Source organism: Limibacterium fermenti (genome assembly GCF_041902845.1).
GTDB classification, from domain to species: domain Bacteria; phylum Bacteroidota; class Bacteroidia; order Bacteroidales; family Dysgonomonadaceae; genus Limibacterium; species Limibacterium fermenti.
The window spans coordinates 1,738,701-1,763,730 of record NZ_CP159486.1 but is presented as its reverse complement, the minus strand read 5'-3'; the positions used below and the strand labels follow the sequence as shown (position 1 = coordinate 1,763,730).

Here is a 25,030-nt window from a genome sequence, read left to right as displayed (position 1 = left end):
ATTGTATGTTTTGATTAATACTTTAGCCAAATAAAACGCCTTCGGTTGGGTAAAAATAATCCATCCGAACATTATTTATTTGTTTGTCTTTAATCCCGATATTTTTAAGAGCTTGCCGATGTTTCGAAATATGTTTTTCATTATGATATGAAACAGTCCATTTTGCCTTTGAATTATCAACACTCTTAAATATTTTTTTTAAATATGGGATATCAACATCTTCAAGAGAGTGACCTAAAATTATTACCTCGTCAATATTTTTCATCTTCGTGAAGAACGCTTTATTTTCTTTGATGATATCACTTGTCGGCTTATATGTATCAGTAAAATATGAGTTTATAATATTATACCCTTCAGTTACTCGAACATCCTCTCCGCCCAGTTCTTCCAAAAATTCATTATATACTTCTTCTTCTGATTCTCGTCGGATTTTTTCTAAATCAGGTTTGTTATTAGGCTTTTTGTAATCATGCCCCAAGATTAAATCTGAATCAGAATTTATTGCCTTACCATGAATATGCTTAATATTGGCATTTTTTATTTGATATAGCTTTTCCAAAGTTGAAGTGTAATTGAATGAAAAAAACAGAGATTTTTTCTCTAAATCAAGCATCTGATTCTTTTTATGTTGAATCTCAATCTGAAGTACCCAATCAACAAAATTTTGTTTTAATCCGCTTGTTAGTGGCTCTATAATTCTATTTATTTCATACTGGTAATCATGATGATTGGCGTCACTCCAATCATCAGCTCCATAACTAACTAAATAGTTTGAAGCATGGTCTAATATCTGGTCTTCATCTAAAAGAGCAAGATTTTTTTCAAAATCCCACCAAAAATCTTTTACATTTCCCAAATATGTATCAACCACATTATAAACATCAGGGTCATTCTCTTCTAAAAAGTCTTTAAAGTTGAAATAACTGGATTGAATACCATGATGTAAATCAAAACCGTTACCTATAACATACAGTTTCGTGTAGCATTGTTTTTTCTTTTTCTTTGATTTTCTTCTTTTTGCACGTAATCTTTTCTTGTGCTTTACCCATTGTTGTTGCCTATCCTGCTTCATATCGCTATTTACATTATTGGTTAGCAATAACTTTAAGATTTATTCCGGCAACTTCTTTCAGATAGTTTTCGGTTACTCCTAATAAAGTCAGGATTTCGTTGGTTGCCGTTGCTTTAGAAAATCCCGGCTGAACTATATATATTTCATACTCCATAGGAATTTCCTTTTTAGCAATTGACAAGAGTTTTTTCAAATCGTCAGATGAACCAACTTCTAATCGGCTACATGTTTGACCATTCCGATTTTTAGTTTCTCGCCTAAGCAAATGGTTGATAAATTCTGTCCCTTCTTTATGCTTCCAATGAACTGATTTTTGGGCTTGTCCACAGACTTCATATAGATTCTTCACTTGTTCGGTTACTTTTCCGTCAATGGCAAATTTCAAATGATATAAGCCTACACTAAGTTTATCAGGATGAAGTTTCAAGGTAACAACATCTGCAATCTCACCGGAATAATCATCGTCATATATAATGTCGTAATTATCTTTTTTAAGTTCTTCAATAACTTTATACTGTATAGAATCTGTTATTTTGGGATTTACGTGTTGCGATTCTTTTTCCAATGAAACCCCTTGCCAATTCCAAACAAGTATATTGTCTTTGGGATAGACATTAATAATCTGTTTTAATTGGACGTATTCGTTTCCTGTCAAGGCAGAACCATCGGCAAACCAAATTGTCGGAATATATTTTTCAAAAAATTGGACTCCCGTGTAGGTCTTACTCCCATTGGAAACTTCAACCTTCTCTTTGCTTATTTGAACAATACTGAAATCGGCATAAGGCTCATCTGTCGTAGTATTTTCAAATAATTTTAGCTCAAAATCTGCTTTTTTATGGTCGGTAATTATCGAAAACAATAGTTTGCCATTTTCAAACGGACTTGTCAAGCTAATGTCGGTATTGGCTACTGTTGTATTGGAACCGCCAATTGAAAACCTAAAATGGTTCTCATGACTCATGTAAACGTCTTCGTCCCAATCAATGCAAACCGGATAAACATCTGGTACGATTGAAATGGTCTCTGGAATCAAGGTCTCTTTCAAGATTTGATTAGAATCAATATCTTTATTTATTAATTTATCTCCTATTTCAAGACACCATTGTTTGAAATCCTTTAAGTCTCCCTTTTTTATCACATTCCAGATGCGTCCCTTATACGAAGCTCCTATATTAACTGGTTCGCCTTCTTCAAACCCTGAACCCACAACAAATGCTTTTTCGCCTTTTTGCTTTTCAGCAAGACTCAAAGCCTCCGCGACATCCGACCCAACGTGCATTCTAAATCGAATATCTTTACCAATAAAGTATTTAAGCCCGACGTTTCTCAACTTGGTTCTGTTTATATTATAAAAGGTTTTGAATACGTCAATGCCTTTTATTATTTCAGGCTTCTTTGCTTCACCACCTCCAATAATTGCTTCTGCAAGTTCTTTATACAGACTTCCATTATCAGAACTATTTATGAAAAGAAGATTGTTTTTTGTATCCCAAAAAACAACAATCATATCCCAGACAACTTCTTGAATGTCCTTATGATTTACCCATTCAACATTTCCCCTTCTTGCTGTTATAATTACAAGTATCTTTTCTTCTTTATTAATGTCATGGAATTGATACTCCAAATCGTCGAATCCGGGGATTCCCTTGCTGAAATTGCTTGGGAACCACCCATCGGTTTTATTTTTATAAACAACAACACTAAACTTAGGTCGAATATTGCTAAATGGAATATTTGAGTTACTTATGTTCTCAAAGCCATCCATAAGATTTTTATATTCTTCCTCATCATTAATCCGCCCGAAACTTGTATCGGAAAGGATTTGATTCCAATTCGCACCATCAGCATACAATTCTTCCAGTTCCGCACGAACATCCAAATCTGCAATGTTGGCTACAAACGAAGCATGTCCGAGTTTTTCGTCGTACTTAGTACGGGTGAAACGTCCTGCAAATTGTAATGTGATAGGAAGGCTTTTTCGGATATCGTGAAAAGCCGCTATCTTTAGTTCTGGTAGGTCAAACCCTTCGCCAAGCATATCAACACAAACAATAATTTTTGCTTCCTTTTGGGTGATTTTTCTATACGTTTCTTTATAATCAGGGCAATTGGAATATATAATAACAGGGGTTAAATCCACATGCTTTTTATATAATTCAAAAATCTTTTCTGCCCGTTCTTTTGTCGCACAACGAGCCATTAATATATGATTATGGGTTTTCAAATCTTCTCTTAAACGTTGAACCGCAACTTCTTCTATTTTTTCATCGGCTTTATCCGAATCATATTCCCGAATCGGGATAAAATCTATTTTAGTGAAGTACCCCTGTTCTTGGGCGTATTTAAGTGGAAAGTTATATATTATCTTACCATCCAATCTTTGTCCGTCATTTCGGAAGGGTGTTGCCGTAAATTGAACTACTTTTTCCGCAGGGAACTTACTTTTAAATTGATTCCAAGAAGGGGCTTTTACGTGATGCGCCTCGTCAATAAATATATTTGAACATGCTGATACTACAATATCTTGTTCGTTATCTGAACATCCAATAAGAATGTGCATAGTTGTTATTACTACATTGCACTTTTCAATAAATTCTTTAAGTTCTTCAGGTGAATTAAATTTCTCATTAATAATACCTACTATTGGGTATAATGATTCCTTCCCAATTACTCCGAATTTTTTGAGCAATCCAAAAGTTTCAAATTTTTCAAAAAGTTGGATTCGTAACGAATTGGAAGGAACGGTTACCAATAATCTCTTACATTGATTGGCTACTAATGCAGATAGCATTGTTTCAGTCTTCCCTGTTCCTGTTGGAAGAACAATAGTTGCTGTATCTAAAGGAAGTTGTAAATGGCCAAGAATCATGTGCAAAGCACCTAATTGCGGCGACCTTAATCCGTTAATTTCCGCTGCTCTATTTTCTTCTTTGAAAAAGAAATCATCTTTCCATGATGAAATAACTTCTTCTATTGTGTATTCCTTTTGTAAAGGATGTTTTAACCATCCTTTTACAGTAATTGTCTTCGCTATTAGTCGTTCAGGTCTTGGTCTGACGTTGGTAAGAAGGACGTATTCTACATCATTAGGATAAGAATCTGAATTACAAGTTAAGCAATATTTAATCCCTTCAAAATCTATGGTAACAGAGCTCCTATCATTCGCAACAATGTTGATAGGTAAATCCATTTCCGGGGCAATTAGCTGTTTGATTTTATTCTTACAACCTATTTGCTGAAAAACTATGCGCTCTAATTTGGGCAGCTTAATTGTATTCATATCTTCTATTTTTAAATTTCTTTTTTCCTTATTGTTGAAACAAGCAAGTCCTTCACATCAACTTTCAAGGCATTGGCAATTTTCACCAACGTTTCAAGCGAAGGTTGTGATTCGTTAGTGCACCAACGGGAAACAGTCGCTTCATTCTTCTCCAACGTTTCCGCCAACCATTTTCCGGTTTTATTCTGCTCCACAAGTACGACTTTTAACCTATTTATCTGTTTCATCAGTCAAATTTTTGATGTATTTTGCAAATGTATTGATTTAAGTCGAATTAATAATGCAAATTCTCTTTTAGTTATCAACATCTTAAATAATTGGCAATAAAAAACCGAGGAGGAAACTCGGCTCAAAATATATTGCTTTTCTATTCTTCCTGCTTTGGCAGCAAATGGCGCAGGTTTTCATCGTTGCGAATCCGCTCCAATTCGTCGGCGACAATTTGCTTGGCTTCGGCTTTGATACGGTCGTAATTCTCCTTAATCATTTCCTTCATACGATCAACGCCTTGGTCATCGACAAAGTTGCTAATGACAGGAATTTTGCGGTACGCCTTTGTTTCAGCGGCTACCCGCTCGTTATCGACAACAATTTCCGCATGGAATATTTTCTGTTCGATGCGCTCATCGAAGTTATCTGCCACGGCTCCCACGAACATCCCTTGCGTCAGATTGGAAATTTTCGACGGGGGTATCAGGCTGTCCATTTGGGTATTTATCGAAGTGGATTTGTCATTGCGGTTAATCGTCATGGATTGCCGTTTCTGCAACACTTTTCCAAAACGATCTGAAAGGGTCTTAGCCGTATCGCCGACAACTTGCCCGGAAAAGATATTACCGACCGTATTCATCACGACTGCGGCCTCTTTGTCTCCGTAGTCGCGTTTCAACTGCGAAAAGTCCTGAAAACCGAGCAATACGGCAACCTTGTTGCTCCGGGCGGTGGCTATCAGGTTATCCAGCCCTTTGAAGTAAATAGTCGGCAACTCGTCAATCACAACCGAACTTTTTAGTTGGCCTTTTTTGTTAATGAGTTTCACGATACGGGAATTATACAATCCCAAAGCCGCACCGTATATATTTTGCCGGTCGGGATTATTCCCGACTACTAAAATCTTTGGGTCGTCCGGGTTATTGATGTCTAACGTAAATTCGTCACCACTCATTACCCAATAAAGTTGTGGGCTTATCATACGGGAGAGCGGGATTTTAGCCGATGCAATCTGTCCCATCAACTGATCAGCGGCTCCACCGAGCCATGCATCCATAAACGGCGACAAATAGTTTTCCAATTCGGGATAAGAGGTCAAAATCGGGAAAATATCTTCATAACGCTTGTTCAAAAACTCTATCGCATGAGGGAACGTACAGTATTTCCCATTCTGATAGATGCGCAAGTACCATATAATAGCGGCAAACAGGATAATGGGTGATTCTACAAAAAAGTCGCCTTGTTTCTGCACCCACGTTTTATTGAGGTTCAGCATAATCGTATAGGCCGATTCGTAGGCGTCCGATATATCATCCATGAATGAAGGATTAATCGGATTGCAGCGGTGCGAACGGGACGGGTCGTCGAAATTAATCACGTAGAACGTCGGGACTTTGGCGTAACCCTCGCGGTTATTCAGCAGGTGGTTATAGGCAATCATGGAGAGGTCAGGAAATTTGAAGTCGTACACATACATCGAAAATCCCTTTTCAATCTGTTGTTTGATGAATTGGTTTACCACGGCGTAGGACTTACCGGAACCGGGAGTGCCTAACACTATCGCTGCTCTAAACGGATTGACTACATTTATCCAGCCCTTCCACATTTTCTTTTTGTACCAAAAGCGGGTAGGCAGGTTTACCGAATATTCGTTTACCATTAACTTTGTTTCCTGCATAAAACTCTCGTTCTCCGTATTAAATACATCGTCCATAAGATTGCTTTTCAGCAGGCGTGACATCCATATACCCGCCATGAGCAGTAAGATATAACCGATGGTCATCGTAAAAATATAGAATCCGGCGTTGGCTTCCAGCGGGAACGACAAAACCAGCAGCCACCAATTCAGGAAGAAGAAAACAAACCCGGAAATCAGGCAGATATAGATTTTATTCCAGGTTATTTTCTCGTCTTTTACGCCCTTTGTCCCTAAGCAGGACAGGGCAAGGAAAACGACGGCAAAAATTTTAGTCCACAGGATTGAGGTAAACAATCCGGCAGTGCGGTTGAAATTGAGCAGGATTTTATCGATGACCTCGATATGGATGCCCCACTCTTTAATTGCGCCGTAACAGAACCAATAGATGTTTATCACGACGAACAGGATACTTAACGCCCGCATAAAGTCCATGACTTTTGCCAAGCCTCTCAAATCATCTTCTTGCTGCATAATCAATTTGTTTTTAATGTATTGAAATGCAAAAGTAAGAAGACAAAAACGCCCCGAAACTATGTTTTCAGGGCGTGGTAGCTTGTGGCCTCGATTTGGTAGCTTGTGGCGTTAAGATTGATAATCAAGGCATAAGTTAAAGTGGAAGTTTCATAAAAGTTGATCATAAGCCATTTTAAAATCGTATCTTTGCGGACGAAATAAATCGGGTCGCAATGCGACCCGAAATACATGCCGTATATGAAAGAAATAATATCATCGAACTTTTATAATGATGTAAAAAACATTATCATCAATGCCCGGAACAAGGTATATCATTATGCTAACAGCACAATGATATACGCTTATTGGGATATAGGGGAACGTATCATAATAGAAGAACAAGGAGGCAAAGAGCGTGCAGATTATGGAAAGAAAATACTGCATGAACTTTCCCTAAAACTCACAGAAGATTTCGGCTCAGGATATGATGAGCGAAATTTACGCAGAATGAGGCAATTCTATCAAACTTTTCCTATTCGGGACGCACTGCGACCCGAATTGACATGGACGCATTATCGTTCCTTACTAATGGTTGAAAATGAAAAAGCTCGCCAGTATTATTTGAAAGAATCCGTTGAGCAGAATTGGGGAACCCGTGCACTCGACCGGCAAATATCATCGCTTACTTATGAGCGTATCCTTTCTTCGCAAAACAAAATGGAAGTAAAAAAACACGAAGATGATATTGCACGGCAAGATGTATTAATGCCACAGGATATTATCAAAGACCCTTATGTGCTAGAGTTTCTTGATTTACCCGCCAATACCGGTTTCTATGAAAAGGATTTGGAAAAAGCTTTGATTGACAACCTGCAAAAATTCATCCTTGAACTTGGGAGAGGCTTTGCTTTTATTGCCCGGCAACAAAGGATTTCCACCGAAACATCCAACTTTTTCATCGACCTTACCTTTTATAATTACCTCCTGAAATGTTTCGTTATTATTGACCTGAAAATCGGGAAGCTGACACATCAGGACATCGGGCAAATGGATATGTATGTCAGGATGTTCGACGATTTAAAGCGTGGTGAGGGCGATAATCCGACAATAGGACTAATACTATGTACCGAAAAAGACGAGACGGTTGTCAGGTATTCAATACTTGCCGAAAACCGGCATATGTTTGCATCCAAATATAAACTCTACCTGCCTACGGAGGAGGAACTTATCAAAGAACTGGAAGCGGAACGCAGGCAGATTGAAATGATGCAAAAAGATAAATAATACGGTTGAACATTCCTTATTGATTTTAATTTATGAAACAAAAGGCCGCTAACAAACCGGAAGTTGTTCATTTTCAGGAAAATGAATGGGGATTTGTTTTTCCTCCTTCTATTGATAACGAGCAAATATACAATCAATACTGGGAAGGTGTTCAATTGTTAGACTATGATGATTTGGCAGTGGAGCAAATTTTTAAAGCGGTTATTAAAAAGTGTCCTTATCATATTGATGCCTATAATCATTTGAATATTGCATTCAAAAATCAGAAAAAACCTTATGAAAGCTTCCTGACGGCAGAAAAAGCATATCTTATTGGTAAATCATGTTTACCAAAAGAATTTAAGCCTTCTAAACACAAACTACATTGGAGTAACCTGGATAATCGCCCGTTCTTACGGTCTTGTCATATTTTAGGAATGGAATATCAAGACAGAAAACAATACGAGGAAGCGATACAACTCTATTCCGAGATACTTGGTTATAATGAAGATGATCATCAAGGTGTAAGATATTTGTTATTGGAGTGTCTTTTCGCACTGAAAGACTATAAAACCGCTTTACAATTATTGAAAAAGCATAAAGATGATTGGGGAATTGAGTTTGTTTACGGGAGACTGCTGCTTACAATAATAAATAATGAGAAAGAGCGGTTGGAATCTCTTTTAGCAGATGCAGTAAAACGAAATAAGTTTGTTCCCGAAGAAATTACAAAGAGTAAACACATTGCTCCACCTCCTTTTAGGATTCCCGGAGAACCATATTTTGATGCCGGCATACCTATGGGTTCCATTCAAGAGGCATATGAATATTGGAAAAACAATAAGTCTTTGTTAACTGACAAACGAGTTAAAGCATTTTTCAATTCCATAAAGTAAAATCCGAAGAATCTCACCCCGATAGCTAATCACGGAGTGTCTGGGCAAGTCTGTGTTTACAGAAATTCAATCTATACCTGCCGCCCGTATCTCCTTTTTTTCTTCTTCCGCTTTTTGGGTAGTTGCTGCTCATTACTGTACTGATCTGGCTCCGGTGTCAGCACCGAAAGCAAACTGCCGACAGACGAATCATCTCCACCGTACCCTTTAGCCGTGGCCGGTTGTTTGTTCTCTGGCTCATGCTGCACGGACGGACGCAACACCTCTCTCACAGGTGCGGACGGAACAGGTTTTATATCTTCTTGGGGATTTTCGCCTGTCAAAAAATCGGCGAACCGTGCGCCGAGGGCATTGGCAGAAAACTCCTTACCCAGGGCTGAACCATTCAGCACAGTACGGCTGTTGTGGTCGATAAATGTTACCCCGAACAGGCGTCCTCCGTTACCATAACGCAGCACCAGGTCGATACCTTCTTCCCGCAGATTGGCTCGGAACTCGCCACCGTTGCGGGAAGTCATCAGGGACGCCGAAACGAGTGCCTTTGTCTTTGCCGCCTGTCCTCCGACTTTGAGTTCTTCCGCAGATTTTTTCATCGACTGCTCCAACGCCTCAATACCATAGGATTTACCGAACAAGGAAGATTTGAGCGGCTTGCCGGTACGGTTGCCTTCGGCGTCCAACGCCAAATATACCAGTCCCGTGTACTTATGTCCCTGATTGTCCCCCTCCACTTTCTCCACCCCGATATTATACAGCGACAACAACGCCCGGTACTCGCCGAGCGATTTGAATTGGTACATGGTCGCCAATGGTTTAATGACGTTGGCGACTTGTTTTTTCAGGTCGCTGCGCGAAACGTCCACCGGAGAAAGCTGCCACGCCTCTCCCTGTTTCTTGTCTTTCGGATGAAACCCGTATTTCTGCTCTAGGTCGTCTGTAATCTTTTTGCTTTTCTCATAATTATTCTTGTCGCTGATTAGCGAACCGTCGCTGCGAACACGGGTGGAAACGATATGTAGGTGCTGGCGGTCTATGTCCTCGTGTTTGAATATCATATAGGGCTGACTGCCGAATCCGAGACGCTTCATGTATTCCCGCCCGATGTCTGCCAGTTGGTCATCGCTTATCTTATCTTCCGGGTGCGGGTTCAGGGAAATATGGATAATACCGCGCGTGGTAGTTACCTGTGGAGGCACGGCTCGTTCAAAATCTCGCATGCAATCTCCCACGGAAAACTGCCCGTCGGCAGGAACAAAGACACGGTTTGTTTCCAAAATCTTACCCAGACCGGCATCTATTTTCACCTGGTTGTAGGCCAATGCGCCGTACAAATTATTCCCGATATGTATATCCGCAACCATTTTTTTGAGGATTATTCAGACAGGTATTCTTCCTTAAACCGTTCGCACAACTGTAACACTTCGTGCCCGATTTTCGACAATTCAATCGTTTCCTGTTCCAGTTTATAAAGCATCGCCAACGCTTTTTTCTCCCCGAAAGTGGTATGAAGTTGCTTTACCACCTGGTTGTAATTAACACCGACGGAACGGATTTGCCCGTACAAAGCGGACAACTTCATCACAAAATCAAGCGCCGAACTGTCCGTTTTTATCACACGCAATGCCTCTCCGAAAATACGGGCAAGGATAAAACGAGCTTTTGAGCGGATGCCCGATTGCTCGTACATGGTAAGGAACTTGGCGTACTCGGCATCGGTAAAACGTACCATCAGGCAGTTTTCCGCCGGGTCATTCTTGGGCGGCCTTCCGCCTTTTCCCCGTTTACGGGTTTCTTTACTCTCATTCATAACACGGATTTTTAAATGGTTCATAAATCCGTCACGGCGGGTGCAGCCTCGCCCAAAACTACCGACTTCGGAGGTAGTTTCCCCCCTGGAAGGGCAAGGGTTTTCCAGTTACGGAAAACGTTTCGCGTTACGCGAAACATACCTTGCTATTTGCCCGGACGCAAATGTTTTTTGCCCGCAACGGGCAAAGTTTTACCCCGACATGGAAGGGTAAAAGTTTGCACTTGGAGGGGCAGCTTTGGGGTGTCATAGAAACTTAACGAGCGACCCCAACTCCGACCGTAACGTTATCGGATGCAAAGTTACGGGTATATGTAACCCGCTGTATGTCATCGGCCGACGCCACTCGGTGCCACAAGCTGCCACCTCCCGGAAACATGGTGATTAACTCAAAAAGAAGGTTTTCCTTTGCTGCTGAAAACAATTTTGAATAGATAAATAAACGAAGATTTAAAAAGGTACTTATTCCGAAAATCAAAAGAATAAAAAGACGGACGGATGAACAACAAGATAAAAGGATATGAGGATATGGGATTATCCGGATATAGCGATAACACGGTAGTACGGTAAAAAATCAAAATAGCAATAAAAAGATATTTAAATATTTATCCTTTTAATTTTTTATTCAAACAACGCTGTATATCAATAAGTAACATTTTAGAAATCCGCAAAAGTAAAAAAGTAAACAGGCGGATAGACAAATAAATAATTAAATACCCGATTGTATAATTAAAACAATGTTCAAATGAAAGAAAATCCTGTTTATGTGGCCTTTGCCACACAGAAAGGGGGAGCAGGCAAAACCACCCTGACCGTATTGGTCGCAAGCTACCTGCACTATGTAAAAGGCTACAATGTGGCTGTAATCGACTGCGATTTTCCGCAGCACTCTATTGCCGGGATGCGGGAACGCGACCTGGGTTTGGCTACGGAAGACGAACACTACAAAGGTATGGCCTATGAACAATTTACCAGGTTGGGCAAAAAAGCCTATCCCATTATCGGCAGTAGCCCGGAGGAAGCCCTTGCCGACGCCGACCACCTTGTCCCGCAAGGTAACTATGATTTTATCTTCTTCGACCTGCCCGGCACGGTCAATAACAAGGGGGTGCTAAGTACCCTGTTGAACATGGACTACATCATAGCCCCCATTGCTGCCGACCGGGTAGTCATGGAAAGTACGCTGGACTACCTTATCGCCTTGCGTGACCAGGTGAAGGCTGTGGGTAAAACCCACATCAAGGGGACTTATCTGCTGTGGAATATGGTTGACGGCCGCGAAAAATCAGAGCTGTACGACGTTTATGAGGCAGTTATCAGGGAATTGGAATTTGTTATCCTTCAAACCTTTGTCCCGGATAGCAAGCGTTTCCGTAAAGAACAGAACATCGCCCACAAAGCCCTGTTCCGCTCTACGTTGTTCCCGGCGGATAAGTCGCTGGTAAAAGGCAGCAATATAGACACACTTGTCGATGAACTGTTGGGAATCTTAAAATAACAGGTTATGGCAAGGGAAAAGATTGAAGCGGACGAAACATCTTTCGTCGAACAGATAAGTAACCGGGAAAGGCCGCTGAAAGCCTCCATACCGCAGGAAGAACAGCCGGAAACGGCAAACATGCCTGTGCAGGAGGAACCGGAACCGATAAAGGAAGCACCCCGTGAGGAACCCAAGCGGAAACGGGGCAAAGCGCAGGATTATAAATCACTTTTCATCAGGGAGGTTACCGGTGGCAAGTCCCGTGTGAACAAAGTGGTATATATCCGGAAGGAACACCACGACCGCATCCTGAAAGTTGTGCAGATAATAGGCAAAAACGAGGTTTCCCTGTTCAGTTTCCTCGATAATGTGCTGGAACATCATTTCTCAACCTATCAGGGAGAACTTAATGAATTGTATGAGAACAGCATTGACAAAAGTTTCTAATCAACCAATAAAAACAAAGAAAATGAAAAAGATAATCATATTCGGACACGGTAAAGTTGATCCGAAAGGAGAAAGCAATCGGAGTAAAAACAAGGTGCAGGAATACGAAACCCTGTTTTTCAAAGACGTTGCTATCAAGACACGAAGCGGGAAAGCGGTCTATATCCGCAAGGAGTACCACGACCGTATCCTCAAAATCGTCCGGGTAATCGGTGAAAATGAGTTTTCCCTGTTTGCTTATTTGGATGCCATACTCGAACATCATTTTTCCACCTATCAGGACGAAATTACCGAACTGTACCGTAAGAAAAACACGAACGTATTTTAATCACTAAAAAATCAAAACATAATGGAAACAAAAGAATCCTGTACACAGGGTAATGCAGCACAAGAAGCGCCTGCCCCCAAATATACGCCGGATCAACTGGCAACTCTATATCCCGAGATCTTCCTGAAGCGGAATGAATTAAAAAACAGGCAATCGGTCTATGTCAGTAAGGATGTCCACACCGCCATTACCAGGCTCGTCCATGTATTTGCTTTGGACGGGGTAGAGATCAGTGTCGGTGGTTTCATTGATAATATCCTTGCCAATCACATGGATATTTTCAGAGAGCATTTAACCTCGCTTCAAAAGAAACTTTTAGAAGAGTTGCGATAGCCATGATACGGATATTCATTATAGCCATCGTGGTGTACATGGTCTTTCTTGCCTGCTACCTCGTGTGGGAATGGTCGGTAAAGCGCCGCCGGAATGCAGCGAAAAAAGCCGCCTTCAACCCATTTAAATCGCTCCCGAAAGAGGACGTTATCGGGAAGAGCGGCTTCGACCTGCGCCACTCGCTGCCACAAGCTACCACGCTGATTAAAAGCGGGAAACGGGAAGAAAATACAGCTATATTTGCCGGCGTAAACGCGAAAAAGGAAACCCAAAACACTCCGGCAGCGATCCCTCCCTCCGAACTGGATCGGGTCTTTTCCTCCAATGTTGAAGCGGACAATTCCGGTGAGATTGATTTAGTAATCGACGACAAGCCGGAGGGGGAAGAATCCGACAACTACGAGGATCAGGTAGATACCGAAGAAAGCGGGGAAGCGGGGGGATTGTCCGGGGTAAATGTAGCGAGCGGATTGTACTTCGATGATTTATCGGGTATGGTGAAAACGGTGGAAAACCCCGATGAGGCCAGTCCCGAAGAAAAGGAAGAAGCCGGGCGGGTGATCACCGAGATACGCAACACGGATATGTTTGAACAGGTCGTATCCGGTGAACCGGAAAAGAAGACAACCGCCGGCAAACTGATGGATGACTATTTCGCCGCGTACCACCGCCGCAAGCGGGAAGCCGGTGAAACAACGGATGAACCAAACGTGAAAGCACCCAAAGATTTTGATGTACGCGCTTTCGCATAGTATATAACAATTAAAACAAGGAGGCATGAAAGAAAGAGATTATGGTTAGCTACGCGCCGGCCACCACTGAAAAAATTCGAGAAATAAAGTAATTATTTATTCCAGGCGGTGTGCGGGGGACTAATCCCACTCCCGTCCCGCCACTTAAACAAATTAACAATGACAAAGAAAAAGATTCTTCTGTCGGCAGCCTTTATCCTGGCTGCCGCATCAGCCTTCGCACAAGGCAACGGTGTCGGCGGTATTACCGATGCTACCAATATGGTAACATCCTATTTCGATCCCGGCACGAAATTGATTTATGCCATCGGAGCCGTTGTCGGCTTGATTGGCGGTATCAAAGTTTATAACAAGTTCTCTTCCGGCGACCCCGATACGTCGAAAACCGCCGCCTCGTGGTTCGGGGCGTGTATCTTCCTGATTGTCGCCGCCACCATCCTGCGTTCCTTCTTCCTTTAGTCCCCATAGCAGTAATGATTATGGAATACAATGTCAATAAAGGAATCGGGAAAAGCGTCGAGTTCAACGGGTTGAAATCGCAATACCTGTTCATTTTCGCGGGTGGGCTACTGGCCGTTTTCATAGTCTTTGTCATCATGTATATGATCGGCATTGACCAGTGGTTCTGCATCGGCTTCGGCATTGTCGCCGCCTCCGTGCTGGTATGGCTGACGTTCAACCTGAATGCGAAATACGGGGAACACGGGTTGATGAAACTGCTGGCCAAACGGCAGCATCCACGTTTCCTGATCAACCGTAGAAACTCCCGCCGCTTGTTCCGCCGTCAAAAAAGAAAGGAGGCAGCCCATGCGTAATATCATGAAAGCAGCCACCATCGAAAGCAAGTTTCCGTTGCTTTCGGTGGAACACGGCTGCATCATGAGTAAGGATGCGGATATCACGGTAGCGTTCCGGGTGGACTTGCCGGAACTCTTTACGGTAACATCGCCGGAATATGAAGCGATACACTCCGCATGGAGTAAGGCGATCAAGGTGCTGCCGGATTACTCGGTTATCCAAAAACAGGACTGGTTTACAAAAGAGAACTACAAGCCGGAAACGGACGGGGAAGACATGAGTTTCCTGTCCCGGTCTTTTGAAAGGCATTTTAACGAACGCCCTTACCTGAACCATACCTGTTTCCTCTACCTGACAAAGACAACTAAAGAGCGGATGCGCATGCAAAGCAACTTTTCCAGTCTTTGCCGGGGAAACATCATCCCGAAGGAAGTCAATAAGGACACGGCGGTAAAATTCATAGAGGCGGTCGGACAATTCGAGCGCATCGTAAACGACAGCGGGTTTGTCCGCCTCACGCGCCTTATTTCGGACGAGATAACGGGAACGCCGGAGAGTGCAGGGCTTATCGAAAAATACTTTGCCCTGTCGCTCGACGATACGACCTGCCTGGAGGATATGGAACTCGGAGCGGACGGCCTTCGTGTGGGCGATAAGCATATTTGCCTGCACACGGTGTCGGACGTGGAGGACTTGCCCGGAACGGTTGGGACGGATATGCGTTATGAACGGCTTTCAACGGATAGAAGCGATTGCCGGTTGAGTTTCGCCGCACCCGTCGGACTACTCTTGTCCGCAGACCATGTATATAACCAGTACATCTTTTTGGACGACAGCGCCGAGAACCTACGGAAATTCGAGAAATCAGCCCGCAACATGCAGTCCCTGTCCCGCTATTCGCGCGGAAACCAAATCAATAAGGAGTGGGTCGATAAATACCTGAATGAAGCGCATAGTTTCGGGCTTACGTCCGTTAGGGCGCATTTCAACGTGATGGCGTGGAGCGACGATGCGGAAGAACTCAAGCATATCCGTAACGACGTGGGTAGCCAGTTGGCGCTTATGGAGTGCAAGCCCCGCCACAACACGGTGGATGCGGCAACGCTCTGGTGGGCGGCCATGCCGGGTAATGCAGGCGACTTTCCGAGTGAGGAAAGTTTTTACACGTTCATCGAACCCGCCCTGTGCTTCTTTACCCAGGAAACGAATTATAAATCTTCGCCTTCCCCTTTCGGGATCAAGATGTGCGACCGTGTAAGCGGAAAGCCCCTGCACGTCGATATATCCGACCTCCCGATGAAAAAAGGGATCACGACGAACCGGAATAAATTCGTGCTGGGACCTTCCGGCAGTGGAAAATCTTTTTTTATGAACCACCTCGTAAGGCAGTACTGGGAGCAGGGCACGCACGTCGTCCTTGTCGATACGGGTAACAGCTATCAGGGTCTATGTGAAATGATCCGCCGGAAAACCAAGGGGCAGGACGGGATTTACTTTACGTACACGGAAGAAAACCCGATATCCTTCAATCCTTTTTTCACCGAAGATTACGTGTTCGACGTGGAAAAGAAGGACAGCCTCAAAACCTTGCTGCTGACCCTGTGGAAGTCCGAAGAGGACAAGATTACGAAAACCGAATCCGGGGAACTCGGCAGCGCGGTAGCGGCCTATATCCAAAAGATCCAGGACGACCGGACGATCACGCCCTGCTTCAATACTTTCTACGAGTATATGCGGGACGATTACCGCCGGGAACTGGATGCAAGGGAGATCAGGGTCAGCCGGGAAGATTTCAATATCGACAACATGCTGACTACCCTTCGCCAGTACTACCGGGGCGGGCGTTTCGACTTCCTTTTGAACTCGGCGGAGAACATCGACCTGCTCACGAAAAGTTTTATCGTGTTCGAGATTGACGCGATAAAGGAGAACCGCGAACTTTTCCCGGTGGTGACGATTATCATCATGGAGGCTTTTATCAACAAGCTCAGGCGGTTAAAGGGTGTCCGGAAACAACTGATCGTGGAAGAAGCATGGAAAGCCTTGTCCTCGGCAAACATGGCGGCCTATATGCAATATATGTATAAAACCGTCCGTAAATACTTCGGGGAGGCAATCGTCGTTACGCAGGAAGTGGATGATATTATTTCCTCGCCTATTGTCAAGGAAGCCATCATCAATAATTCCGACTGCAAAATCCTGTTAGACCAGCGAAAATTTATGAACCGCTTTGATGTGATCCAGTCGCTTCTCGGATTGACCGAAAAAGAGAAGGGGCAGATTCTGTCTATCAACATGGCGAATCATCCCAGCCGCAAATATAAAGAAGTATGGTTCGGGCTGGGCGGTGTGCAGTCGGCGGTGTATGCCACCGAAGTGAGCGGCGAAGAATACCTGGCCTACACGACGGAAGAATCGGAGAAGCTCGAAGTGTTCCAAAAAACGGAAGAACTCGGCGGCAACTATGAACTGGCGATTAAACAACTTGCCGAAAGCAAACGCCAAAAACAGTAAGTATTCACCGGGGTGCAAACCCCATAACCACTAAAAAAATCATGTTTAGTAAAAGTATAAGTAATGAAAAATTAGGTCAGATTACACTTCATCTCTCCGGGATTACAGACATCCTGATGGAATTGTTCGTCCCGGAAGATCAAAAGGCGAAAGCGTTCGAACCAATTCTGGATGAGGATTTGGAACCCTTAGTAATCCAACCCCTTGAAACGGGTGTGACTTTCGAAGAATTGTCGCGTCAAGCGGCAACCGAAGACTACGGCATAACAGAACGTCTTCAAAGGGAACAGGCTTTAAGCCGCTTGTGTGGCCGGTGGACACCGGGTAACAACCGGTGCGGTGTCGAGATTTCCCGCCGGGGGGAACACTTTATCCTGACTTACCTCAAACGTAACGGCTGCGCGACAGATGAACGCTATGTACTGATATGGCTCGACGGGGATATTCTCTATTACGGTCATGAAGACAGGATTACCGTCTTGGCGTATAATACGGGGAACGATACATTAATGCTTTCACCGGGTGCGGATTATACCCGTATGCCGGAAGAAAAGAGGTAAGGAGGTACGCCATGTTCAGGACTGGTAACGGAACCGACCCCCAAGCCGTGATGTGGCTGGACTTTCCCCTGCGGGATATCACGGGACGTTGGGTAAGCCCGGAAGGTGCGCCGGCAGTGCGCATATTCCGCAACGGCGCCCGCAAAAACGGCGGCCTTTGGCTGGAGTTTACATACAACAACCCGCAGGCGGTTTATTCGCGTCCGGTAAAGGATGTGTTCGGCACCCGCTACTTCGACCTGTACGGGCGTGTGGGAATAGCGTACGACGGGGAGCGGGACATGCTCCTGCTCTCCCTGTATGGCGGATATAGCCGGGCGGATGAGGAACGGGCTACAAACTGAATGGCTGTTCCCGCTACGGATGACAAGAAAAATAAGTATTCAAAATCAAAAAAAAATTAAAGATGAAAAAAATGTTTGTATGCCTTACGGCAATAACGCTTTGCTGCACCTTCCAGGTGCGGGCGCAATGGGCGGTGATCGATCCGTCGAACCTTGTACAGAATATCCTGACGGTTTCCAAAACCGCCACCACAGCGACCAATGTAATCAACTCCTTCAAGGAAATGCAGAAGATTTACGACCAGGGCAAGGAATACTATGACGGGCTTAAATCGGTGCACAACCTGATAAAAGACGCGAGGAAAGTCAAGGAAACGGTGGAAATCGTCAGCGAAATATCGCAGATATACGCTACCAGTTACAACAAAATGCTGATGGACAAAAATTTCACCCTTGCGGAACTGGAAGCCATCGGTGAAGGTTACGCCATATTGTTGAAGGAAAGCGGTAACCTGCTATCGGATATAAAGAATATCGTTTCGGCTTCCAACGGCCTTTCCATGAGCGATGCCGAGCGTATGGACGTCATCGACAGAATCCATACGAAGATGGTCGAGTACCGCAACCTGACCAGATACTATTCCAAAAAGAGCATATCCGTATCTTATATACGGAGCCGGGAAAAGGGCGATATGGAAAGGGTGCGGGCGTTGTACGGTGATCCATCCGAAAGATATTGGTAGCCATGATGTTGCTTGCAATAGATTTCGACAACCTGCATCAGGTTCTACGCAACCTGTATCAGGAAATGCTGCCTCTTTGCGGCGACATGACCGGTGTCGCCAAGGGGATAGCCGGGTTGGGCGCCCTGTTCTACGTGGCGTACCGTGTATGGCAGGCGTTGGGACGGGCGGAGCCTCTCGACGTGTTCCCCCTGCTGCGGCCTTTCGCCATCGGCCTGTGCATTATGTTCTTCCCCACCATTGTGCTGGGGACGATCAACGCCGTCATGTCGCCCATCGTCACGGGAACGCATACCATACTGGAAAGCCAGGTCGCGGATGTGCAGGATTTGCAGAAACAAAAAGACCGGTTGGAATACGATGCACGGCTGCGGGAAGGGAAAGCATGGCTGGTCGATGATGAGGTGTACGACCAGAAAATGAAAGAGTTGGGAATCTTGGATGCGACGGAGAAACTCGGCTTGTGGATGGAACGCAAGTTTTACGACATGAAAATGTGGTTCCGGCAGTTGATCCGGGATTTTTTCGAGTTGCTGTTTAACGCCGCCGCATTGACGATAGATACCCTGCGCACTTTCTTTCTGGTGGTACTCTCGATATTGGGGCCGCTCTCGTTCGCCCTGTCCGTCTACGACGGCTTCCAATCCACGCTGACAAGCTGGATATCCCGGTATATCAGTATATACCTGTGGTTGCCTGTGGCCGACCTGTTCTCGGCGGTACTCTCCAAAATCCAGGAACTCATGTTGAAAACGGATATCACCTTGTTGCAAGACCCGTCCTATGTACCGGACGGCTCGAACGGGGTATATATCGTTTTCCTCATCATCGGGATCATCGGGTATTTCAGTATCCCGACGGTGGCAGGCTGGATTATCCAGGCCGGTGGCGGGGGCAGTTTTAACCGCAACGTAAATACAGCCGCCGCGAAGGGAGCCGCCTTAGCGGGAGGCGTCGCCGGATCAGCCGCCGGAAACGTGGCAGGCCGTTTACTTGGCAAGTAAGCGGCGAGCCGCCGCCGGCAATTAATCAAATAAATCATTCAATAAAATGGAATTTAAGTCATTAAAAAATATCGAAACGAGTTTTAAGCAGATACGTTTCTTCGGCATTGTGTTTTTGGTGGTTTGCGCCGGCATAACCGGTTATTCGGTTTGGTCGTCGTACAATTTCGCCGAAGCGCAACGGCAAAAGATCTATGTCCTCGACGGGGGCAAGTCGCTTATGCTGGCCTTGTCCCAAGACCTTTCTCAGAACCGTCCGGTGGAAGCCCGCGAGCATATCAGGCGGTTCCACGAACTGTTCTTTACGCTCTCACCCGATAAGGCCGCCATCGAATCCAATATCAACCGCGCACTTTTCTTAGTGGATAAGAGCGCCTACAAGCATTATTCGGACATGGCGGAGAAGGGGTATTATAACCGCATAATCAGCGGGAATATCAACCAGACTATTGCGGTTGACAGCGTGGCGCTCGACCTCAACACGTATCCGTACACGGCCGTAACCTATGCCCGGCAAATGATTATCCGGGCGTCGAACATCACCGAACGGAGCCTCGTCACGCGCTGTAACCTGATTAATTCGGTGCGCTCTGACAACAACCCGCACGGGTTCATCATGGAAAGGTTTGAAATCATCGAAAACCGCGACTTGCGGGTATTGGAAAGGTAGGTGTGTCATGATAAAGAAAATCTTTCATACAATCAACGGATGGCTGGAAGACGGCCTGCGCGGGCTGTTGGGGCGTTTAACGCCCGGCCGCCGCGTGATCCTCGTGCTGGCGATGCTCTTTGCATTCGGCGGGTTGTCCATCTACATGACTGTCTCGTCGATTTACAACTTCGGCAAAAAGAGCGGCGCCCAACTCGAAATCAAGCGCATTGAAACCTTGCGGCTCCAACAGGAGCAATCCCGCAGGGATAGTATTAACCGATTAAACAATTTTCACAATGGAACAGGAGAATTTGAATAAAGGGACGCCGCCGGAAACGGCAACGCCCGAAGTACAACAACCCGCGCCAGATATGAAGCCGGAAGCGAAGAAAGAGCCTGGGAAGCCGGCTCCCAAAAAGGAGTTGACCCCGGCGCAGATGCAAAAACGGAAGAAAATGCTCGTCATGCCGCTGTTCTTCCTGATTTTCGGCGCAGCCATGTGGCTGATCTTAGCCCCGTCCGGCAAGGACAAGGAGAAGGAAGCGCAGCAAGCGGGGCTGAACGTAGAACTGCCGATGCCCAAAGACGGCGGGCTGGTGTCCGACAAGCGCGACGCCTACCAACGGGAAGCCATGCAGCAGAAGGAGCAGGAACGGCTGCGCTCGTTGCAGGATTTTTCCTACCGGCTTTCCGAAGCGGAGGAAGAAGAACGGCAATGGGGAACGGATAATTACGAAGAGCCATCCCGTTTTACGGGTAGCAATCCTTCACGCCGTACTTCCGCTATCCAGTCCTCGACGGCTGCCTATCAGGACATCAACAGGCAGTTGGGCACATGGTACGACCAGCCCGCTACCGAGGTGGACGAACAGTCGCAGCTTGCAATGGAATGGCGCATACAGGAACTGGAACGCAAACTGGAGGAAGCCGGGGAAAGTAAGCGCATGGAGGACGAACAGCTTGCCATGATAGAAAAGTCGTACAAGCTGGCAGCGAAATATTCTCCACATGCGGCGGTAACCGCAGGGCAACCGGCATTGGAAACGGATGCCACGGGAGAAACCGCCGCCTCCGGGTCTTCCACGGCGCAGGCCGGACAATCCGGCAAGGTGGTCGCCCAACCCGTAAAGCAGGTGCGGCAGAATGTAGTTTCACTTTTATCTGCCCCGATGAGCAATGACGAGTTTGTAGGACAATACAACAAGCCGCGTAACATGGGCTTTTTGACCGCCGCCGGGAACGAAGGCGTCCGGGATAAAAACAGCATCCGCGCCTGCGTCTACCAGACCGTCACGCTGACCAACGGTAAGGAGCTGCAAATACGGCTGTTGGAGGCGATGCTGGCGGGGAATATCCTGATCCCTGCGAACACGGTCGTCACCGGAACGTGCCGGATCGGGGGCGAACGGATGGAGGTAACAATAAACAGCATCCAGTATGACGGAAATATTATTCCCGTGGAAATATCGGTCTATGATACCGACGGCCAGCGCGGGATATCCGTGCCCGGTTCGGATGAGGTAAAAGCGGCCAGGGAAGTCGCCGCGACGCTGGCGAACTCTGCCGGAACGGGCATTATGATTTCCGACAATGCGGGGTCGCAGTTGGCTGCCGATATGGGAAAGGGGCTGATACAGGGAGCATCACAGTATGTAAGTAAGAAAATGAGCGTGGTGAAAGTAACGCTCAAAGCGAATTACCGCCTATTGCTACTCCCTAAAACGCAATAATAAAAACAAATCAAACCACTAAAAAAATCTTTTTGTCAAACAATTTTAAATGAATTAGCAATGAAACAGTTTTTTGTCATGCTCGCCTTCGCGGTGAGCGTATTTACTACCCATGCGCAGGAAAACAACAGCGGAACGGCTCTGCCGTCCAATCCCTCGACGGGGGACTATTACCAGGGTTATACACGCCCGTTGACCTTTAACCGGATGATCCCGCCGTATGCGTTGGAAGTAACTTTCAGTAAAACGGTGCATGTCATCTTTCCGTCTGCTATCCGGTATGTGGACTTAGGTTCCGCCGACCTGCTGGCTGCCAAAGCCGACGGTACGGAGAATGTGTTGCGGGTAAAAGCCGCCCTGCGGGATTTCAGTCGGGAAAGTAACCTGTCCGTAATCACGGAAGACGGGAGTTACTACAGCTTTAATGTAAAATATGCGGATGAGCCGGTAAAACTTTCCGTCGAAATGACCGACTTCCTCCACGACGGTGAGGCTGTCAACCGCCCGAACAATGCCCTGCAAATCTATTTGCAGGAATTGGGGCAGGAATCGCCGTTACTGGTGCGCCTGATCATGCAGTCGGTTTACAAAAACAATGACCGGGAGATCAAGCATATCGGCTCCAAGCGCTTCGGCATACAGCATACGTTAAAGGGCATTTATACCCACAACGGGCTGCTGTATTTCCACCTCCAGTTGAAAAATTCATCCAATGTCCCTTTTAATGTGGATTTTATTACGTTCAAAATCGTGGACAAACAAGTAGCGAAGCGCACCGCCATTCAGGAACAGGTGATCTGGCCGCTCCGCGCCTATAACAACCTTATGCTGGTTAACGGCAGGCATACCGAACGGATGATTTTCGCACTGCCGAAATTTACCATTCCCGACGATAAAATGCTGGTGGTGGAACTGAACGAACAGAACGGCGGACGGCATCAACGGTTTACCGTGGATAATGCCGATCTGGTACGGGCAAGGGTGATTAACGAACTTAAAGTGAAATAGCCATGAAGCGAATAATATTTATACTTACGTTGGTCTTATGCTTCGCCCTTCCGGGCGGGGCATACGCCCAGCGTTGTTTGCCCGGTATGCGGGGCATACAGGTAACAGGCGGCATGGCGGACGGTTTTTATTCTTCCCCTACCCGCAACGAAACGGGCTATTACTTCGGGGCTGCGATGGCGACCTACACGAAAAACTGTAATAAGTGGGTGTTCGGCGGGGAGTACCTTGCACGGTACTATCCTTATAAGGACAGCCGCCTGCCGGTGGCGCAATTTACCGCCGAAGGCGGCTATTTCCTGAATATCCTGTCCGATCCGTCAAAAACCTTTTTCCTTTCGCTGGGCGGCTCGGCGGTGGCGGGTTACGAAACGGTGAATTGGGGCGACAAGCTGCTGTTCGACGGCTCGACGCTCGAAAACCGCGACCGCTTTGTGTATGGCGGGGCAATCACTTTGGAAATGGAAACCTACCTGACCGACCGTGTTGTGTTGCTGCTCACCGGGCGCGAACGCATCCTGTCCGGTTCCGATATGACAAAGTTCCACACACAGTTTGGAATCGGATTACGGTTTATGATTGATTAGGGATGAAAACAAGCGACGAGTGGTACACGCCTGCGGAGATTATACAATCGTTGGGCGAATTTGATTTAGACCCTGCATCTTCCGAGGAAGCCTACCGGCAGAACCGTTCGGCGAAACAGTTCTATACCGTAGAGGAAGACGGTTTAAATAAAGATTGGCACGGCAGGGTATGGCTCAATCCGCCGTATTCCAATCCGCTGATACAACAGTTCCTGGTCAGGATGGCCGAACACAATAACGGCATCGCTTTGGTTTTTGCCAAAGTCGAAGCCAAATGGTTCCACGATATTGTGCTCCGGCACGCTACGGCGATCAAGTTCCTGTATGACCGGGTACGGTTCTTCAGACCGGACGGCACGCAAGGCTTACAGCCGAGGAACGGCTCCATGCTGGTTGCATACGGAACGGAAAACGCCCGGATACTCTCAAACAATACCCTTAAAGGGAAATTTCTTTATTTATAAACAATGAAAAATATAATTCACAATGAAAAAATTCTTAGCATATTTCCATAATACAGGATGCGCCTCGGCAATTTCAAGCAAGCTTAATTGCACCCGGCTTTTACTGTATTTTTTATACACGCTATTGCTCGGTGCAATAGTCTGTGCCTGTAGCAACGATTTGGATGTTCGTCAGGCTTACGCATTTGATCTGGTTACTATGCCGGTTCCTAAAAAGGTCAAAAAAGGGGAAACCGTTGAAATCCGCTGTACATTAGTCAGGGAGGGCAACTACCGGGATGTAAAGTTTTTCATCCGTATGTTCCAGACGGACGGGGAGGGTGAACTGAAAACGGATGAAGGGACGGTATTCGAGCCGAACGACCTGTACCCGCTGACAAAATCCGTATTCCGCCTTTACTATACCTCTTTTTCGGAAGAGCAAAGCGTATTCACGGTTTACATAGAAGATTCGTTCGGGCAGGTTATTGAAAGGACTTTTTCCTTTCAGGATGATCCGGCAGAAGATACGGGGCAAGCAACAGGCTTCAAAGAGTATATGAAAGCTGTATTTTCCCTGCAATGCAAGATGCTGGCAGGTGGAAGTTCATTATTATAATAACATGGTGTATGCAAAGAACGCCCGGAATTTAATTCGGGCGTTTCTACCATCTAAGATGTTTC

Annotated in this window: 27 protein-coding genes; 21 read left to right on the top strand and 6 right to left on the bottom strand. The window is 45.5% G+C overall.

All coding sequences use genetic code 11. The features are described from left to right. Positions 1 to 22: 22 nt before the first annotated feature. The 4 genes from ABNK31_RS07980 to mobC all read right to left on the bottom strand — a co-directional run bounded on the left by ABNK31_RS07980 (position 23) and on the right by mobC (position 6,735). Entirely contained in the window at positions 23 to 1,072 is a 1,050-nt protein-coding gene (locus ABNK31_RS07980; RefSeq protein WP_418895134.1) for a bacteriophage abortive infection AbiH family protein, read from the bottom strand. A 13-nt stretch (positions 1,073 to 1,085) separates the two neighbouring features. Further along, positions 1,086 to 4,355: a DEAD/DEAH box helicase gene (locus tag ABNK31_RS07975; RefSeq protein ID WP_418895133.1), complete on the bottom strand. Its 3,270-nt coding sequence runs from the start codon at positions 4,353 to 4,355 to the stop codon at positions 1,086 to 1,088. Positions 4,356 to 4,366: 11 nt separating this feature from the next. Beyond that, on the bottom strand, positions 4,367 to 4,582 hold the full coding sequence (locus ABNK31_RS07970; RefSeq protein WP_418895132.1) for a helix-turn-helix transcriptional regulator: 216 nt from the start codon (positions 4,580 to 4,582) through the stop codon (positions 4,367 to 4,369). Between the two features lie 140 nt (positions 4,583 to 4,722). Then, entirely contained in the window at positions 4,723 to 6,735 is a 2,013-nt protein-coding gene (gene mobC, locus ABNK31_RS07965) for a conjugal transfer protein MobC (RefSeq protein WP_418895131.1), read from the bottom strand. A gap of 240 nt (positions 6,736 to 6,975) precedes the next feature. Here mobC and ABNK31_RS07960 point away from each other — a divergent pair, with 240 nt between their 5' ends. After that, entirely contained in the window at positions 6,976 to 8,001 is a 1,026-nt protein-coding gene (locus ABNK31_RS07960) for a PDDEXK nuclease domain-containing protein (RefSeq protein WP_418895130.1), read from the top strand. A 32-nt stretch (positions 8,002 to 8,033) separates the two neighbouring features. Continuing rightward, a complete protein-coding gene (locus tag ABNK31_RS07955) occupies positions 8,034 to 8,876 on the top strand; it encodes a tetratricopeptide repeat protein (RefSeq protein WP_418895129.1) in 843 nt (280 codons plus the stop codon). A 71-nt stretch (positions 8,877 to 8,947) separates the two neighbouring features. On the opposite strand, the gene mobB is transcribed toward ABNK31_RS07955, so the two are convergent. Further along, on the bottom strand, positions 8,948 to 10,237 hold the full coding sequence (mobB, locus tag ABNK31_RS07950; protein WP_418895128.1) for a conjugal transfer protein MobB: 1,290 nt from the start codon (positions 10,235 to 10,237) through the stop codon (positions 8,948 to 8,950). A gap of 11 nt (positions 10,238 to 10,248) precedes the next feature. Further along, a complete protein-coding gene (gene mobA / locus ABNK31_RS07945) occupies positions 10,249 to 10,683 on the bottom strand; it encodes a conjugal transfer protein MobA (RefSeq protein WP_418895127.1) in 435 nt (144 codons plus the stop codon). A gap of 745 nt (positions 10,684 to 11,428) precedes the next feature. Here mobA and ABNK31_RS07940 point away from each other — a divergent pair. The 19 genes from ABNK31_RS07940 to ABNK31_RS07850 all read left to right on the top strand — a co-directional run bounded on the left by ABNK31_RS07940 (position 11,429) and on the right by ABNK31_RS07850 (position 24,965). Beyond that, a complete protein-coding gene (locus ABNK31_RS07940; protein ID WP_418895126.1) occupies positions 11,429 to 12,181 on the top strand; it encodes a ParA family protein in 753 nt (250 codons plus the stop codon). A 6-nt stretch (positions 12,182 to 12,187) separates the two neighbouring features. After that, on the top strand, positions 12,188 to 12,610 hold the full coding sequence (locus ABNK31_RS07935) for a DUF3408 domain-containing protein (RefSeq protein ID WP_418895125.1): 423 nt from the start codon (positions 12,188 to 12,190) through the stop codon (positions 12,608 to 12,610). 22 nt (positions 12,611 to 12,632) lie between these two features. Next, positions 12,633 to 12,938, top strand: coding sequence for a DUF3408 domain-containing protein (locus ABNK31_RS07930; RefSeq protein ID WP_418895124.1), 306 nt, complete (start codon positions 12,633 to 12,635; stop codon positions 12,936 to 12,938). Positions 12,939 to 12,959: 21 nt separating this feature from the next. Then, a complete protein-coding gene (locus ABNK31_RS07925; protein ID WP_418895123.1) occupies positions 12,960 to 13,271 on the top strand; it encodes a DUF3408 domain-containing protein in 312 nt (103 codons plus the stop codon). Positions 13,272 to 13,273: 2 nt separating this feature from the next. Next, positions 13,274 to 14,023 (top strand): hypothetical protein, encoded by a 750-nt coding sequence (locus ABNK31_RS07920; protein WP_418895122.1) that lies wholly within the window; start codon positions 13,274 to 13,276, stop codon positions 14,021 to 14,023. Between the two features lie 159 nt (positions 14,024 to 14,182). Then, on the top strand, positions 14,183 to 14,482 hold the full coding sequence (locus ABNK31_RS07915) for a DUF4134 domain-containing protein (protein WP_418895121.1): 300 nt from the start codon (positions 14,183 to 14,185) through the stop codon (positions 14,480 to 14,482). 20 nt (positions 14,483 to 14,502) lie between these two features. Further along, complete coding sequence (locus ABNK31_RS07910; protein WP_418895120.1) at positions 14,503 to 14,838, top strand: DUF4133 domain-containing protein; 336 nt, start codon at positions 14,503 to 14,505, stop codon at positions 14,836 to 14,838. Then, entirely contained in the window at positions 14,831 to 17,335 is a 2,505-nt protein-coding gene (locus tag ABNK31_RS07905; RefSeq protein WP_418895119.1) for a TraG family conjugative transposon ATPase, read from the top strand. The genes ABNK31_RS07910 and ABNK31_RS07905 overlap by 8 nt, the downstream gene beginning before the upstream one ends. 41 nt (positions 17,336 to 17,376) lie before the next feature. Continuing rightward, positions 17,377 to 17,895 carry a DUF3876 domain-containing protein gene (locus ABNK31_RS07900; protein ID WP_418895118.1) on the top strand — a complete coding sequence of 173 codons (519 nt, stop codon included), beginning with the start codon at positions 17,377 to 17,379 and terminating at the stop codon, positions 17,893 to 17,895. Between the two features lie 11 nt (positions 17,896 to 17,906). Next, positions 17,907 to 18,239: a hypothetical protein gene (locus tag ABNK31_RS07895; protein WP_418895117.1), complete on the top strand. Its 333-nt coding sequence runs from the start codon at positions 17,907 to 17,909 to the stop codon at positions 18,237 to 18,239. Positions 18,240 to 18,301: 62 nt separating this feature from the next. Next, entirely contained in the window at positions 18,302 to 18,922 is a 621-nt protein-coding gene (locus tag ABNK31_RS07890; RefSeq protein ID WP_418895116.1) for a DUF4141 domain-containing protein, read from the top strand. A 2-nt stretch (positions 18,923 to 18,924) separates the two neighbouring features. Next, on the top strand, positions 18,925 to 19,926 hold the full coding sequence (gene traJ, locus ABNK31_RS07885) for a conjugative transposon protein TraJ (RefSeq protein ID WP_418895115.1): 1,002 nt from the start codon (positions 18,925 to 18,927) through the stop codon (positions 19,924 to 19,926). A gap of 46 nt (positions 19,927 to 19,972) precedes the next feature. Then, positions 19,973 to 20,596, top strand: a complete 624-nt coding sequence (traK, locus tag ABNK31_RS07880; RefSeq protein WP_418895114.1) for a conjugative transposon protein TraK — start codon at positions 19,973 to 19,975, stop codon at positions 20,594 to 20,596. Positions 20,597 to 20,603: 7 nt separating this feature from the next. Continuing rightward, complete coding sequence (locus ABNK31_RS07875; RefSeq protein WP_418895113.1) at positions 20,604 to 20,897, top strand: TraL conjugative transposon family protein; 294 nt, start codon at positions 20,604 to 20,606, stop codon at positions 20,895 to 20,897. 52 nt (positions 20,898 to 20,949) lie between these two features. Then, complete coding sequence (gene traM, locus ABNK31_RS07870; RefSeq protein WP_418895380.1) at positions 20,950 to 22,308, top strand: conjugative transposon protein TraM; 1,359 nt, start codon at positions 20,950 to 20,952, stop codon at positions 22,306 to 22,308. A gap of 60 nt (positions 22,309 to 22,368) precedes the next feature. Beyond that, complete coding sequence (traN, locus tag ABNK31_RS07865; RefSeq protein WP_418895112.1) at positions 22,369 to 23,316, top strand: conjugative transposon protein TraN; 948 nt, start codon at positions 22,369 to 22,371, stop codon at positions 23,314 to 23,316. A 2-nt stretch (positions 23,317 to 23,318) separates the two neighbouring features. Then, positions 23,319 to 23,903 carry a conjugal transfer protein TraO gene (locus ABNK31_RS07860; RefSeq protein WP_418895111.1) on the top strand — a complete coding sequence of 195 codons (585 nt, stop codon included), beginning with the start codon at positions 23,319 to 23,321 and terminating at the stop codon, positions 23,901 to 23,903. A gap of 2 nt (positions 23,904 to 23,905) precedes the next feature. Next, a complete protein-coding gene (locus tag ABNK31_RS07855; RefSeq protein WP_418895110.1) occupies positions 23,906 to 24,367 on the top strand; it encodes a DNA N-6-adenine-methyltransferase in 462 nt (153 codons plus the stop codon). A 103-nt stretch (positions 24,368 to 24,470) separates the two neighbouring features. Further along, entirely contained in the window at positions 24,471 to 24,965 is a 495-nt protein-coding gene (locus tag ABNK31_RS07850; RefSeq protein ID WP_418895379.1) for a DUF3872 domain-containing protein, read from the top strand. Positions 24,966 to 25,030 lie beyond the last annotated feature (65 nt).

What these genes read in the sequence shown, in the direction of transcription:
- ABNK31_RS07980 (WP_418895134.1), bottom strand. Translation starts at nt 1,072, where the DNA reads ATGAAGCAGGATAGGCAACAACAATGGGTAAAGCACAAGAAAAGATTA.
- ABNK31_RS07975 (WP_418895133.1), bottom strand. Translation starts at nt 4,355, where the DNA reads ATGAATACAATTAAGCTGCCCAAATTAGAGCGCATAGTTTTTCAGCAA.
- ABNK31_RS07970 (WP_418895132.1), bottom strand. Translation starts at nt 4,582, where the DNA reads ATGAAACAGATAAATAGGTTAAAAGTCGTACTTGTGGAGCAGAATAAA.
- mobC (WP_418895131.1), bottom strand. Translation starts at nt 6,735, where the DNA reads ATGCAGCAAGAAGATGATTTGAGAGGCTTGGCAAAAGTCATGGACTTT.
- ABNK31_RS07960 (WP_418895130.1), top strand. Translation starts at nt 6,976, where the DNA reads ATGAAAGAAATAATATCATCGAACTTTTATAATGATGTAAAAAACATT.
- ABNK31_RS07955 (WP_418895129.1), top strand. Translation starts at nt 8,034, where the DNA reads ATGAAACAAAAGGCCGCTAACAAACCGGAAGTTGTTCATTTTCAGGAA.
- mobB (WP_418895128.1), bottom strand. Translation starts at nt 10,237, where the DNA reads ATGGTTGCGGATATACATATCGGGAATAATTTGTACGGCGCATTGGCC.
- mobA (WP_418895127.1), bottom strand. Translation starts at nt 10,683, where the DNA reads ATGAATGAGAGTAAAGAAACCCGTAAACGGGGAAAAGGCGGAAGGCCG.
- ABNK31_RS07940 (WP_418895126.1), top strand. Translation starts at nt 11,429, where the DNA reads ATGAAAGAAAATCCTGTTTATGTGGCCTTTGCCACACAGAAAGGGGGA.
- ABNK31_RS07935 (WP_418895125.1), top strand. Translation starts at nt 12,188, where the DNA reads ATGGCAAGGGAAAAGATTGAAGCGGACGAAACATCTTTCGTCGAACAG.
- ABNK31_RS07930 (WP_418895124.1), top strand. Translation starts at nt 12,633, where the DNA reads ATGAAAAAGATAATCATATTCGGACACGGTAAAGTTGATCCGAAAGGA.
- ABNK31_RS07925 (WP_418895123.1), top strand. Translation starts at nt 12,960, where the DNA reads ATGGAAACAAAAGAATCCTGTACACAGGGTAATGCAGCACAAGAAGCG.
- ABNK31_RS07920 (WP_418895122.1), top strand. Translation starts at nt 13,274, where the DNA reads ATGATACGGATATTCATTATAGCCATCGTGGTGTACATGGTCTTTCTT.
- ABNK31_RS07915 (WP_418895121.1), top strand. Translation starts at nt 14,183, where the DNA reads ATGACAAAGAAAAAGATTCTTCTGTCGGCAGCCTTTATCCTGGCTGCC.
- ABNK31_RS07910 (WP_418895120.1), top strand. Translation starts at nt 14,503, where the DNA reads ATGGAATACAATGTCAATAAAGGAATCGGGAAAAGCGTCGAGTTCAAC.
- ABNK31_RS07905 (WP_418895119.1), top strand. Translation starts at nt 14,831, where the DNA reads ATGCGTAATATCATGAAAGCAGCCACCATCGAAAGCAAGTTTCCGTTG.
- ABNK31_RS07900 (WP_418895118.1), top strand. Translation starts at nt 17,377, where the DNA reads ATGTTTAGTAAAAGTATAAGTAATGAAAAATTAGGTCAGATTACACTT.
- ABNK31_RS07895 (WP_418895117.1), top strand. Translation starts at nt 17,907, where the DNA reads ATGTTCAGGACTGGTAACGGAACCGACCCCCAAGCCGTGATGTGGCTG.
- ABNK31_RS07890 (WP_418895116.1), top strand. Translation starts at nt 18,302, where the DNA reads ATGAAAAAAATGTTTGTATGCCTTACGGCAATAACGCTTTGCTGCACC.
- traJ (WP_418895115.1), top strand. Translation starts at nt 18,925, where the DNA reads ATGATGTTGCTTGCAATAGATTTCGACAACCTGCATCAGGTTCTACGC.
- traK (WP_418895114.1), top strand. Translation starts at nt 19,973, where the DNA reads ATGGAATTTAAGTCATTAAAAAATATCGAAACGAGTTTTAAGCAGATA.
- ABNK31_RS07875 (WP_418895113.1), top strand. Translation starts at nt 20,604, where the DNA reads ATGATAAAGAAAATCTTTCATACAATCAACGGATGGCTGGAAGACGGC.
- traM (WP_418895380.1), top strand. Translation starts at nt 20,950, where the DNA reads ATGAAGCCGGAAGCGAAGAAAGAGCCTGGGAAGCCGGCTCCCAAAAAG.
- traN (WP_418895112.1), top strand. Translation starts at nt 22,369, where the DNA reads ATGAAACAGTTTTTTGTCATGCTCGCCTTCGCGGTGAGCGTATTTACT.
- ABNK31_RS07860 (WP_418895111.1), top strand. Translation starts at nt 23,319, where the DNA reads ATGAAGCGAATAATATTTATACTTACGTTGGTCTTATGCTTCGCCCTT.
- ABNK31_RS07855 (WP_418895110.1), top strand. Translation starts at nt 23,906, where the DNA reads ATGAAAACAAGCGACGAGTGGTACACGCCTGCGGAGATTATACAATCG.